Here is a 12,978-nt window from a genome sequence, read left to right as displayed (position 1 = left end):
TTACGACAACTGTCTAAATTTCAACCAAGCCAGTAACGGCAAGCCACTTGAGGCCTTGAATATGACCACATTAATGGCTCGATGGATTGATAAGTTTAGTCAGTTTGATCAACGCAGTTTTCGTTGGTTAAACCTTCGACTAGAACGATGGTGTCGCCATCAACTCGTACGTTGGATTTCTCGCTCAGGTGATGGTTATGTGTACGCACTGATTGCCTTGATTATGGCTATTTATCTTGAGGCCGACAGTGTGATTCCGATCACGGCTTTGATAATCGGTTTTGCGATTGAAGTGCCGTTATTTTCATTGATTAAACGTATATTAAAGCGTCAGCGCCCATACCAAAAGAACCCGCAGTTTTCCTCAGTTATATTAGCGCATGATCAGTTCAGTTTCCCGTCAGGGCATACAACCGCTGCATTTTTGTTTGCGGGTATCATGAGCTCATTCTTTCCAACATGGTCGTGGCTTCTTTATATCTGGGCAAGCGCCATAGGTGCTTCACGCGTACTACTTGGAGTGCACTATCCGGGGGATATTCTAGCTGGTGCCGTGCTTGGTTATGTCATTAGTGGTTACGCAATTAGTCTGGCAGTTTAACGTCGTCATAAAATTCATGGAGGTAGTATGCGAATTTTAATTGGTGTTCAAGGAACCGGGAACGGCCATTTAAGTCGATGCTCTGCATTGGCTGAGGCGCTTAGTAACTATCCTGATATTCAAGTGCAGTTTTTAATTTCAGGTCGTGAAAAAAGTCAATTATTTGATATGGACGCTTTTGGGGATTGGCAATGGCGGCAGGGCCTTTCGTTTGTAGTTGAGCACGGCAAAGTAAATTTGTTTGAAACTGTGCGGCGCAATCAATGGCAACAGTTCTGGAAAGACGCACGTGAGCTGGATTTAAGTGATTATGATTTGGTCGTCAGTGATTATGAACCGATAACGGCATGGGCTGGACGCTTACAACGCAAAAAAGTGATTGGTTTAGGGCGTCAGTATGCCTTCTACAAACCAACACCAAGTTTACCTATTGCAGCGGCACATCGACAAATGTTGCGCTGGTTTGCGCCGGCAGATATTGCCGTAGGAATGCATTGGTTTGATGATGCGTCACACGTACTTCCGCCAATTATTCATCATCGGGGTCGCGATGCCGTTGTTCGACCGCGGCATTATGTTGTGTACTTGCCGTTTGAACCACTGGCAGCTGTACATAAGTTATTACAACCTTTTGAGAATGCGACATTTGATGTATTTCATCCGCAAGCTGAGCAACGAGAAGTCGGGCATATTCGGTATTTTGCGCCATCGCGCATTGGTTTTGCAGAGGTTGTAGCACGCGCAGAGGGAATTATCAGCAATGCCGGCTTTGAAACGTCTAGCGAAGCGCTGGCGACTGGCAAAAAGCTATTGGTTAAACCGTTAGCAGGCCAATTTGAGCAGGTAGCTAATGCTGAATGCTTGGAACGTTCGCGTTTAGCGCAGGTAATGTGGTCATTAGATACTGATGCGGTATCACAGTTCTTACAGTTGCAAAAAGGCAATTATTGTCGCTGGCCGAATGTGGCTCAAGCTGTTGCGGAGTGGTTAAGCGATGGCGCTGAAGAGCCAGTTCACCAATTAAGTGCACGACTTTGGCAACGTACAGAATTTGAAGACTACTTGGAATGTTTGAAGAGTTATTAAGTGGCTCCCCAGGTTGGATTCGAACCAACGACACATGGATTAACAGTCCACCGCTCTAACCAACTGAGCTACTGGGGAATACTTAAGGGGTATTCGGGGGTGTTGTAGATGTCTTGGCTCCCCAGGTTGGATTCGAACCAACGACACATGGATTAACAGTCCACCGCTCTAACCAACTGAGCTACTGGGGAACACATCTGACAACGGGTGCGAATGTTAAAGGCGGTTGCGGCCTCTGTCAATACTAAAAAATGCTGTTTGCTTGTTTTGTGCGCAAACCCTATGAAAAAATTAAAGTCAAGTAGTCACAATCCTTGTCTATATACCAAATGATATATGTTTGAGTTGTCCTTGGTTATCCACATGGAAGCCGATCGCACGTGTTTCAAAGGCTAGACAATCTTATCCACTAAATCTGTGGATAACCTTGTGGGAAACTGTGTGAGTTGCTTTTAACGGTGGGCTTTTCGGGCTGATTTAGCGATTGCTTAAAAATTGACTATGAAATTAAAAGTGTATATATAACAAATATTTATATGCGACCTTTACAGAGCCTTTAAAGTTTTTTAAGGCGACATGTCGTCCGTCGCATTTTGACGCAACGATTGTGTATTTCTTACCTGATTTGTACACAAAAGCGACGCTAATAGGGCGCTTATAAACCAGTGTTTTTGCGAAGATTAATTTTTTGTGACGAATATATTTTAAACAGGTGTTTTCGCAACGCTGTCATCGTCATGTCACATGAATATTTCATGAAAAAAGCCGCATTTTTGAGATGCGGCTTTCGTTGGTATGATTTGATACTGACTCTAAGCGTTTTCGGCAAACGCTTTAATACGTTTTACTGCCTCTTTTAACGTGTCGAGACTACAGGCGAATGAGAAGCGGCAGTGGCCTGGCGCACCAAAGGCGGTACCTGGTACTAATGCCACTTTGGCTTCATTCAAAATCATCTCGCACAATTCAACGTCTGAACTGGCGCCTTTTTGGCTGATTAGCTCATCAATATTAGCAAATGTATAGAAGGTGCCGTCACCAGCAATGCATTTCATGCCAGGAACTTCATTAAGGGCTTCTACGAGATAATCGTGGCGCTGTTTAAACGCTTTAACCATATCGGTGATACAGCTCTGGTCACCTTCCAGTGCAGCAAGCGCAGCCCATTGGCTGATGCTGGCTGGGTTTGAGGTGCTTTGCGATTGAATCTTCTTCATCGCGGCAATCAGTGGTTTTGGACCAGCCGCATAACCAATTCGCCAACCGGTCATGGCGTACGCTTTCGATACGCCTGACAAAATCACAATGCGGTCTTTCAAATCTGGCGCAACCATCGCAATGTTATGGAAGCTCTCGTCACTCCATAAAATGTGCTCGTACATATCGTCGGTGGCGATCAGAATTTGCGGATGTTGACGCAATACTTCGGCAAGGCTTTCTAATTCAGCTTTGGTATAAGCTGTTCCAGTCGGGTTTGATGGGCTATTCAAAAACATTAAACGTGTTTTCGGGGTAATTGCTGCAGCTAATTGCTCGGCAGTAATTTTATAGCGTTGCTCAATACCTGCCTCAATGAATTTCGGCACGGCGCCCACTAAGATGGACATATCCGGGTACGAAACCCAATACGGCGCTGGAATGAGTACTTCGTCACCAGGATTAAGCCAAGCGCTCAATAAATTAAAAATACTGTGCTTACCGCCAGCGGAAATGAGAATTTCGCTGGTTTCATAGGTTAAGCCGTTATCGCGCTTAAATTTATCGACCACGGCTTGCTTGAGTTGCGGTATACCGTCAACAGCAGTGTATTTCGTATGACCAGCATCAATCGCAGCTTTTGCTGCTGTTTTGACAAATTCGGGGGTATCGAAATCAGGTTCACCCACACCCAAACCAATCACATCATGGCCAGCAGCTTTGAGTTCGGCAGCTTTTTGCGAGACAGCAAGCGTTGGCGATGGTTGAATAGCGTTAACACGGTCAGATAGTTGGTATTTCACAGTGCGATCCTAAACATAGATGGGGTGAAAATGTTGCGGCTACTATATCGTTTTCACGGAATTTTGTCTATTGAGGCGCTGCTTATAACATAGCGAAAAAGCGCAAAATTCGTTACACTACGGCTTCTTTTTTCAATACCGGTATTAGATACACATGAGCCAAGCTGTAGCGGCAAAATCATTACTGCACGATCCTATTCAGCCCACTCTCTGGCGGATGACTTGGCCGGTGATCATTGGTGTGTTGACGCTAATTAGCTTTAACGTGGTTGATACTTTTTTCGTCGGTATGTTGGGCACAGACCCGTTGGCAGCCGTTAGTTTTACTTTTCCAGTCACCTTCACCATTGTGAGTTTAGCCATTGGTTTAGGAATTGGTACGTCCGCTGTTATTGCGCGCAAGCGGGGCTCCGGCCGAGAGGAACATGCCAAATTCGATGGCGCAACGGCGTTATCCGTGTCGGCACTATTAGTCATTATCTTGTCGGTCATTGGCTACCTCACCATGGATCCAATCTTCGCTGCGCTACGCGCCCAAGAGCGCTTGTTACCGTACATTCATGACTACATGACAATCTGGTTTTTAGGTGCTGTATTGTTGGTGACCCCAATGGTTGGCAATGCTGTATTACGCGCCGCAGGTGATACCCGAACACCGTCGTTGATCATGGCATCTGGCGGGCTACTTAACGCTATTTTTGATCCAATATTGATATTCGGTATAGGGCCGATTCCGGCGATGGGCGTGCAAGGCGCAGCGCTCGCAAGTTTAATTTCCTGGATTATTGGTTCGGCATTGGTGCTGTGGTATCTCAGCTACAAAGAGTTGTTATCACTCAAAGCGCCGGCTGATGCTAGTTGGTTGCGCTCAGCGCGGCAAATTTTGAATATCGGGATACCAGCGGCTGGTGCCAACATGCTAACCCCATTGGCTATGGCGGTTATTACTGCAATTATTGCGGCTTACGGGGCTCCGGCGGTTGCTGCATTTGGTGTCGGTACCCGACTTGAATCACTAGCAAGCGTGATAATTCTGGCGCTATCTATGTCGTTACCACCGTTGATTAGTCAAAATTTTGGTGCACACTCGTTTGATCGCGTTGGTGCTGCTTATCGGGTGGCGGTGCGCAGTGTGCTCATTGTTCAGCTATTTATTTATGGAGTGTTGGTTGCAACAGCACCATGGATTGCGGCTGCGTTTACGGATGATCCAGAAGTGGCACGACTGATTCGGTTGTTTATCTACATCATGCCACTTGGCTACGGGGTGCAGGGCGTGATTATTTTAACTAATTCGAGTTTGAATGCGCTGCACCGTCCGATGAATGCATTGGCATTGAGTATTGTCCGCTTATTTGTGATGTTCGTGCCGCTGAGTTGGTTAGGTGCCATTATTTATGACATTCCTGGGTTATTCGTTGGCGGCGTGATCGCTAACGTGATCACCGGCGTTATTGCATGGTTCTGGTTCCATCGTGGTTTACGCCTTGAGACAATGCATGAACGGAAAGAACATGCACATGATGCGCCAGAAGGCGTGGCAGACGGTGCGGCAGAAGGAGCAACCAAATGAGTCGAGCATTTGAACTCAAGTCTGATTATCAGCCAGCCGGCGATCAGCCTGCAGCCATCGAGCGCTTGGTTGATAACTTGGATGCGGGGTTAGCCCATCAAACCTTATTAGGCGTTACTGGCTCTGGTAAAACTTTCACCATGGCCAATGTGATTCAAAGAATCCAACGACCAACGCTCATTCTTGCGCATAACAAAACACTTGCTGCGCAGTTATATGGCGAGATGAAAGAATTCTTTCCAAATAATGCGGTTGAGTATTTCGTGTCTTATTACGATTACTATCAACCAGAAGCGTACGTTCCCACCACGGATACATTTATTGAGAAAGATGCGTCAATTAACGATCACATTGAGCAAATGCGGTTGTCGGCGACGAAAGCATTAATGGAGCGTCGTGATGTTGTGTTGGTGGCTTCGGTGTCATGTATTTATGGCTTAGGTGACCCTGAGTCATACATGAAAATGATGCTGCATTTGCGGCGCGGCGATTTGATTGATCAGCGGGATATTCTTCGACGCTTGGCACAATTGCAATATAAGCGTAACGATGCTGCGTTTGAGCGTGGTACGTATCGTGTGCGTGGTGAAGTGATTGATATATTCCCTGCTGAATCAGAGCAGTTAGCCATTCGCGTTGAATTGTTTGACGATGAAATTGATCGTATTAGCTTTTTTGAACCGTTGACAGGGCAGGTGACCGAAGCCGATGTTGCACGTGCAACCGTTTATCCTAAAACGCATTACGTTACGCCGCGCGAAACCATCTTAAATGCCATTGAGCGTATTAAAGAAGAGTTGAAAGAGCGTAAGCAACAGCTTCTGGATTCTAATAAATTGGTAGAAGAGCAGCGATTAAGTCAACGCACTCAATATGATATTGAAATGATGCTAGAGCTTGGTTATTGCTCGGGCATCGAAAACTATTCACGCTATTTATCAGGGCGTGCGCCGGGCGAGCCACCACCAACGCTCTTAGATTACTTGCCAGACGACGCGTTGCTCATTATAGATGAGTCACACGTGACCGTGTCGCAAATTGGTGCGATGTACAAAGGCGACCGTTCGCGCAAAGAAAACTTGGTCAATTATGGTTTCCGTTTACCGTCGGCCTTAGATAACCGACCGTTAAAGTTTGAAGAATTTGAAGCCATTGCACCGCAAACCATCTATGTTTCAGCGACACCAGGCAAGTATGAGATTGAAAAATCGGCAGGCGAAGTGGTGGAACAAGTTGTTCGCCCAACTGGACTGATTGACCCCGAAATCGAGATTCGTCCGGTTGCTACACAGGTTGATGACTTAATGTCGGAAGTGCGTTTGCGTGTCGAACGTAACGAACGTGTTCTTGCCACGACTTTAACCAAAAAAATGGCAGAAGATCTTTCTGATTACTTGGACGAACATGGCATTCGTGTGCGTTATTTGCATTCAGACATCGATACGGTCGAGCGCATGGAAATTATTCGAGATTTGCGTTTGGGTGAGTTCGATGTATTAGTCGGCATTAACTTACTACGTGAGGGCTTGGATATGCCTGAAGTGTCTCTCGTCGCTATTCTTGATGCCGACAAAGAGGGCTTCCTTCGCTCGGATCGCTCATTGATCCAAACCATTGGTCGCGCCGCTCGTAATCTCAACGGTCGCGCCATACTTTATGCGGATCGCATCACGGGCTCGATGCAGCGAGCCATTGACGAAACCGATCGCCGCCGCGCCAAGCAAGTTGCATATAACGAAGAGCACGGTATCACCCCGAAAGGCTTGAACAAACGTGTGACCGACGTGATGGACCTCGGTGGTGGCATTCGGGCACCGCGTCGCGAGAAACAGCGCGTATCTGAGCCCGACGTGGCTTACGATCCAGCAATGTATGATCCAAAAGCGTTGGTTCAAAAGATTGAGCAAACTGAAAAGGCGATGTATCAGGCGGCCAAAGATCTGGAATTCGAGAAGGCGGCGGCGTTGCGAGATGATGTAGCGAAACTCCGCGAACAACTTAAACTGCTTTAAGAGCGTTATTCGTTATTCGTTAGTCGTGCGCTGCGCTGTTCGAACAGAGAGCGAAGCGAACGTACGAATTACGAACAGCGGAGCGTACGAATAACGCTGTTATGGTTATCGGTTATTTCGGTTAGATAAATATATGGTAATTGATATTATCTATCCATGAACGAATTCATGGGGGATACCGATATGGCAAAAACAGTTTCTTTTGGTGTGATGCACGTTAGCGTAGCGTTCACCCTAGTATGGTTGATGACTGGAGATATTGTATTGGGTGGCGCCGTGGCATTGATCGAGCCAGTGGTTAACACTGTGGCCTATTATTTTCATGAAAAATTTTGGGCTGCACGGCAAATGCGTCGGCAGAGTCGACAAAATGATGCGGTGCACGTAGCATAGCGACACTTTTGGTTTGAGTTAGAGATGAGACGTGCAATTACTGCCTGGTGATGAACGCTATGTAACGCCAGACGGCAAATTAAAAATGCCGTTGAGCCTGCTTTTTATCTTGCTATTTTTTCTACGTGGCTATGCTGCGTGGATTATTTCGTTAACGTTCATGGAAGATCGTTCGCGGCTTCTTAAGTTCTTCTATACCAGCACTGAACAATTTGGTTTAGCCTTGCTCGTCGGCTTACCTGCTCTTTTTGTATTTATACTGCTCACGCAATTAAAGGCGGACATTCCGGAGTGGGTGGCTCGCTCATTTGCCGTTGTGCCAATTTTATTATGGGCTAGCTGGCTCATTGATGGCGTGTTGTTACTAAGCTTGATCAGTAATCTCTGGCCGACGTTTTCGTTGGTAAAGGCATTCTTATTATTTGGTTGGCTTGCAGCCGGCTGGATGTTGCTATTTTCACGTCACCTGAAGCGCTTCACAGCGTTAATCGTTATTCGTTAATCGAAGAGCAACGACGATATTAGATATTGGATATTGGATATTGGATATTGGATATTGAATATTGGATATTAGGAAACGCTTGGGCTATTAGAACTAATATCTAATATCCAATTGCTAATATCGCTTTTGCATTTCTAAGAAGTGGTGGATGGTACTGGGCTCGAACCAGTGACCCCCGCCTTGTAAGGGCGGTGCTCTCCCAGCTGAGCTAACCATCCATCAGGGAGACAGAGAAAATGAAGAAGTGGTGGATGGTACTGGGTTCGAACCAGTGACCCCCGCCTTGTAAGGGCGGTGCTCTCCCAGCTGAGCTAACCATCCTTTTCTCTGCGTTGCGGGGCGTATTATAGGGTGCTTAACGATACTGTCAACAGGAAATCTCACTTGATTTGTTCGACTGCTGATTTTTTCCCCGCTTTGCCGTAAAAATCAACATCCTGCTTTGTACCTACTTGCTAAAAACGCAATAATCTATGCTTTCGTCTAATGCGTCTGCCGCTGCTTCTTGGTAGAATACACACCTAACGAAACTGCAAAATAACCCGAATAATGCGGAGAAAGCAAGAATTATGACAGTGGTCACCCGATTTGCCCCAAGTCCTACTGGTTACCTTCACGTTGGTGGTGCACGCACCGCTTTGTACTCATGGTTGGTTGCTAAAGCGGCTGGCGGAAAGTTCGTACTGCGTATTGAAGATACGGATCGTGAGCGTTCAACTCAGCCAGCCATTGATGCCATTTTAGAAGGTATGGAATGGCTAGGTTTGAATTGGGATGAGGGTCCGTACTATCAAACCAAGCGTTTTGATCGCTACGAGCATTACATCGATAAACTGTTAGAAGAAGATAAAGCATACAAGTGTTATTGCTCAACTGAGCGGTTGGAAAAAATGCGCGAAGACCAAATGGCTCGTGGTGAGAAGCCTCGCTATGATGGTCATTGCCGCGATAACCCGAATGTATCTGGCGACAAATATGTGGTGCGCTTCCGTAACCCGCAACAAGGTAGTGTGAAGTTTCATGATCATATTCGCGGGCCAATTGAATTTGCGAACACCGAACTGGATGACTTAATTATTGCGCGTAGCGACGGTACGCCTACGTACAACTTCTGTGTGGTTATCGATGATTGGGAAATGAATATTACGCACGTGGTGCGTGGTGAAGATCACATTAATAATACGCCGCGTCAGATTAATATTTTACAAGCGCTTGGCGCACCGGTGCCAGAGTATGCGCATGTATCGATGATCTTAGGTGATGATGGTAAGAAATTATCAAAGCGTCATGGTGCGGTTAGCGTCATGCAATATCGCGATGACGGCTATTTGCCTGAAGCGGTATTGAACTATTTAGTACGCTTAGGCTGGTCGCACGGTGACCAAGAGATTTTTAGTGTTGATGAAATGGTGAAGCTATTTAGCCTTGATGATGTAAATAAAGCGGCATCGGCATTTAACACTGAGAAACTGAATTGGTTGAACCAGCATTATATGAAGTCACTCCCTGTTGAGCGCGTTGTTCCTTATTTACAATGGCACTTTACCGATCAAGCAATTGATGTGAGTCGCGGTCCAGCGCTTGAGAAGCTAATTCCGTTGATGGCCGATCGTGTGAAAACGCTAAAAGAAATGGCCGAGCAAAGCCGTTACTTCTATGAAGAGTATGAGGAATTTGACGAAGCCGCCGCCAAGAAGCATTTGCGTCCGGTAGCGCGCGAAGCTCTTGAAGCTGTCCAAGATCGTCTTGCATGCGTTGATAGTTGGAACGCGGCGAGTATTCAGGCTGCTATTCAGCAAACGGCCGATGACCTCGGCGTTGGCATGGGTAAAGTCGGCATGCCATTGCGTGTAGCGGTAACCGGTTCGGGTAATTCACCATCACTTGATGTGACGTTAGAATTATTGTCGCAAGAACAAGTGGTAGGACGTATTGCTCGTGCTATTTCGTTTATTATTGAACGTGAGCAAGCGCAGTAACTCGGAAAAGGCGCCAACTTGGCGCCTTTTTTCTATATCTCTCAGAGAATTAAAGCATGCTAGAAATTGATAAGTTGTTGGCTAACAACCAAGCTTGGGCGAAACGGATGCTCGAGCAAGATCCCACGTTTTTTAATAATTTGGTCGCGCAACAGACGCCAGAATATTTGTGGATTGGTTGTTCAGATAGCCGAGTTCCTGCCAATCAAGTTGTTGGCATGGCACCGGGTGAACTGTTTGTGCACCGTAACGTGGCAAATCAAGTCATTCAAACGGATTTTAACTGCTTGTCGGTGGTGCAATATGCGGTTGAAACACTCTTTGTAAAGCACATCTTAGTTGTTGGACATTATGGTTGTGGTGGCGTGCGAGCCGCCACGGAGAGTTGTAGCCACGGTTTAGTTGACCATTGGTTGTTTCCAATTAAAGATATTTATCGTATTCACCATGACGAACTTGAAAGCATTGTCGGTGACAAAGAGCGTTTGGATAGACTTTGCGAACTGAACGTGATTGAACAGGTGCGAAATTTGGCAAAGACGACAATTGTCCAACAGGCATGGGATCGTGGCCAAGAGTTAGCTATTCATGGCTGGGTTTATAGTATTGAGGACGGCTTAGTGCGAGACATGGAAGTGACGGTGCGTGATCGTGCATCATTAGAGCGAATTTATCACTTCGATGAGTAACACATAGGCGACATACCATATGGCAGATAATCATTGGGAAGACGTTTATAAAACAAAGGCAGTGGATCGTGTTAGTTGGTACCAGTCAAGGGCTGAAACTTCGCTGCGACTGATTACCGATACCGGTATGAGTCACGAAGCCGCGATTATTGATGTGGGGAGCGGGGCGTCGCGGTTAATCGATAACCTACTGGCCGCAGGCTTTGCCAATATCACCGCGCTTGATTTATCAGCAAGTGCATTAGCGACTTCGAAAAAACGTTTAAAAGCGAAAGCAGAGAATGTAACGTGGTTGGTGGGCGATGTACTCACCACGGCATTTGCTAAAGCGCAATTTTCAATTTGGCATGATCGCGCGGTGTTTCATTTTTTAATGACCCCAGAACAACAACAGTCTTATGTTACTCAAGCAGCAAAAGCTTTAGAGCAGGGCGGTTATGCGATTATTGCAACATTCGCTGAAGATGGCCCAGAAAAATGTAGTGGGCTACCCGTACAGCGCTATTCGGCGCAACAATTGGCTGAAGTTTTTGCTGAACACTTCACCTTAGTGCATACCGAGCGTGAAATTCACAAAACCCCGAACGGGTCTGAACAAAAGTTTAATTACTGCGTACTTAGACGAAATTGATCGGGATTTGTTCGAACTGACGCAAAATTCGGCAAACAAACAAAATTACCAAAAAAAAGGTTGACGGTAGTGCGCCAATTACCCTAGAATTCGCCCCGCTGTCAGGGTACTGATGCAGCACACGAATTTCAGTGTTGGTGTGGGGCTATAGCTCAGCTGGGAGAGCGCTTGCATGGCATGCAAGAGGTCAGCGGTTCGATCCCGCTTAGCTCCACCAAAGCTGCGCTTTACAGTAGTGAAAACTTGATAGTGATTTGTTCTGGTGCGTCCCCTTCGTCTAGAGGCCTAGGACACCGCCCTTTCACGGCGGTAACAGGGGTTCGAATCCCCTAGGGGACGCCACTCTATAGAACGTTAGTCGTTATTCGTTTTTCGTTACTCGAAAGAGCAAAACGAAGGTCAATAACGAATAACCAGTAACGAGTAACCAGAATGTTTGTCCGGGGTCCCCTTCGTCTAGAGGCCTAGGACACCGCCCTTTCACGGCGGTAACAGGGGTTCGAATCCCCTAGGGGACGCCACTTCTTTAAAAGCAAAAGCGTTATTCGTTATTCGTTATTCGTTATTGGTTATTCGAAAGAGTAAAACGATAACCAATAACGAATAACGAGTAACTAGCTTTTTCAGTCCTTGTCCCCTTCGTCTAGAGGCCTAGGACACCGCCCTTTCACGGCGGTAACAGGGGTTCGAATCCCCTAGGGGACGCCACTTCTTAAAAGCAAAAGCGTTATTCGTTATTCGAACGTTCGATTCGCTCACTCTTCGAAAAATCAAAATCAAAACCAAAACCAAAACCTAAGTCGTTAGTGCTTCTTTCTATCTTTAACGAATAACCAATAACGAATAACTAGTAACGTCTTTCCGAACAGCGTAGCGCACGAACAACGATCAACGCTTGTCAATCAATTCCAGTAGATGCGGTTCCATAATATCGGCGATGAGCGGCTGTGCCTCGCGATTCGGATGAATACCATCACCCTGCATCAAATCTTCATTCTCAATAATTTGTTCCATAAAGAAAGGAATGAGTGGAACTTGATGCTGCTCAGCTAAGTTTGGGAAAATGTCAGCGAACATTTCGCTGTAGCGCTGGCCGTAGTTCGGCGGAATTCTCACCTGACTTAACGCAACTTTAGCGTCCTGCTGTTGCAATTGCATGATAATCTGTACCAAATTGTCTGAAATAGTGGCTGGGTTAAAACCACGAAGACCGTCATTACCGCCAAGTTCGACGAATACGGCATCGGGTTGATGACGCTCAATAACCCCAGCTAAACGATTTAATGCACCTTGGGTGGTGTCGCCGCTAATACTGGCATTAATGAGCGTAATGTCGGGATATTTTTCGGCCCAGCGTTGTTGCAATACACCCACCCAGGACTCGCTTTGCGCCATGCCATAACCGGCACTTAGGCTATCACCTAAAACAACAAGTGAGACATTTGCCGAAACTGGACGTATAACAACGAACAATGCGACGATTACTAACAATTTAGCTAGGAAGTTTTTCAT

At 46.3% G+C, this 12,978-nt stretch carries 11 protein-coding genes and 8 tRNA genes; 13 read left to right on the top strand and 6 right to left on the bottom strand.

What is annotated here, in order from left to right:
* Positions 1-61 precede the first annotated feature (61 nt).
* On the top strand, positions 62-601 hold the full coding sequence (locus CWI76_RS03840; RefSeq protein WP_198678551.1) for a phosphatase PAP2 family protein: 540 nt from the start codon (positions 62-64) through the stop codon (positions 599-601).
* A gap of 27 nt (positions 602-628) precedes the next feature.
* Complete coding sequence (locus CWI76_RS03835; protein WP_126759026.1) at positions 629-1,687, top strand: glycosyltransferase family protein; 1,059 nt, start codon at positions 629-631, stop codon at positions 1,685-1,687.
* Between the two features lies 1 nt (position 1,688).
* Here CWI76_RS03835 and CWI76_RS03830 read toward each other — a convergent pair.
* The 3 genes from CWI76_RS03830 to CWI76_RS03820 all read right to left on the bottom strand — a co-directional run bounded on the left by CWI76_RS03830 (position 1,689) and on the right by CWI76_RS03820 (position 3,687).
* Positions 1,689-1,765 (bottom strand) — tRNA-Asn (locus CWI76_RS03830).
* A gap of 36 nt (positions 1,766-1,801) precedes the next feature.
* Positions 1,802-1,878, bottom strand: a tRNA-Asn gene (locus CWI76_RS03825).
* A gap of 621 nt (positions 1,879-2,499) precedes the next feature.
* Complete coding sequence (locus tag CWI76_RS03820; RefSeq protein WP_126759025.1) at positions 2,500-3,687, bottom strand: pyridoxal phosphate-dependent aminotransferase; 1,188 nt, start codon at positions 3,685-3,687, stop codon at positions 2,500-2,502.
* A gap of 154 nt (positions 3,688-3,841) precedes the next feature.
* Here CWI76_RS03820 and CWI76_RS03815 point away from each other — a divergent pair, with 154 nt between their 5' ends.
* From CWI76_RS03815 to CWI76_RS03800, 4 genes are all read left to right on the top strand, one after another.
* Positions 3,842-5,260 (top strand): MATE family efflux transporter, encoded by a 1,419-nt coding sequence (locus tag CWI76_RS03815; RefSeq protein WP_126759024.1) that lies wholly within the window; start codon positions 3,842-3,844, stop codon positions 5,258-5,260.
* A complete protein-coding gene (gene uvrB / locus CWI76_RS03810) occupies positions 5,257-7,272 on the top strand; it encodes an excinuclease ABC subunit UvrB (RefSeq protein WP_126759023.1) in 2,016 nt (671 codons plus the stop codon). The genes CWI76_RS03815 and uvrB overlap by 4 nt, the downstream gene beginning before the upstream one ends.
* 183 nt (positions 7,273-7,455) lie before the next feature.
* Positions 7,456-7,665, top strand: a complete 210-nt coding sequence (locus tag CWI76_RS03805) for a DUF2061 domain-containing protein (RefSeq protein WP_126759022.1) — start codon at positions 7,456-7,458, stop codon at positions 7,663-7,665.
* 31 nt (positions 7,666-7,696) lie between these two features.
* Positions 7,697-8,167, top strand: coding sequence for a DUF2919 family protein (locus tag CWI76_RS03800; protein WP_126759021.1), 471 nt, complete (start codon positions 7,697-7,699; stop codon positions 8,165-8,167).
* Positions 8,168-8,309: 142 nt separating this feature from the next.
* Here the strand turns inward: CWI76_RS03800 and CWI76_RS03795 are convergent.
* Positions 8,310-8,385: transfer RNA gene (locus tag CWI76_RS03795), tRNA-Val, on the bottom strand.
* 27 nt (positions 8,386-8,412) lie between these two features.
* Positions 8,413-8,488, bottom strand: a tRNA-Val gene (locus CWI76_RS03790).
* Between the two features lie 248 nt (positions 8,489-8,736).
* On the opposite strand from CWI76_RS03790, the gene gltX reads away from it, so the two are divergent.
* The 7 genes from gltX (at position 8,737) to CWI76_RS03755 (ending at position 12,174) form a co-directional block, all read left to right on the top strand.
* On the top strand, positions 8,737-10,146 hold the full coding sequence (gltX, locus tag CWI76_RS03785) for a glutamate--tRNA ligase (RefSeq protein WP_126759020.1): 1,410 nt from the start codon (positions 8,737-8,739) through the stop codon (positions 10,144-10,146).
* Between the two features lie 56 nt (positions 10,147-10,202).
* Entirely contained in the window at positions 10,203-10,835 is a 633-nt protein-coding gene (gene can / locus CWI76_RS03780) for a carbonate dehydratase (protein WP_126759019.1), read from the top strand.
* Positions 10,836-10,854: 19 nt separating this feature from the next.
* The gene (locus CWI76_RS03775; RefSeq protein ID WP_126759018.1) at positions 10,855-11,466 is read left to right on the top strand and encodes a class I SAM-dependent methyltransferase; all 612 of its coding nucleotides are present in this window, start codon (positions 10,855-10,857) and stop codon (positions 11,464-11,466) included.
* A 141-nt stretch (positions 11,467-11,607) separates the two neighbouring features.
* Positions 11,608-11,683: transfer RNA gene (locus tag CWI76_RS03770), tRNA-Ala, on the top strand.
* 49 nt (positions 11,684-11,732) lie between these two features.
* Positions 11,733-11,808, top strand: a tRNA-Glu gene (locus CWI76_RS03765).
* Positions 11,809-11,911: 103 nt separating this feature from the next.
* A tRNA-Glu gene (locus CWI76_RS03760) sits at positions 11,912-11,987 on the top strand.
* Positions 11,988-12,098: 111 nt separating this feature from the next.
* Positions 12,099-12,174 (top strand) — tRNA-Glu (locus tag CWI76_RS03755).
* A gap of 180 nt (positions 12,175-12,354) precedes the next feature.
* Here the strand turns inward: CWI76_RS03755 and CWI76_RS03750 are convergent.
* Positions 12,355-12,978: an arylesterase gene (locus CWI76_RS03750; RefSeq protein WP_126759017.1), complete on the bottom strand. Its 624-nt coding sequence runs from the start codon at positions 12,976-12,978 to the stop codon at positions 12,355-12,357.

The organism is Pseudidiomarina marina (genome assembly GCF_003987045.1).
In the GTDB taxonomy this organism is placed as follows: domain Bacteria; phylum Pseudomonadota; class Gammaproteobacteria; order Enterobacterales; family Alteromonadaceae; genus Pseudidiomarina; species Pseudidiomarina marina.
This window is presented reverse-complemented; position numbering and strand designations above follow the sequence as displayed.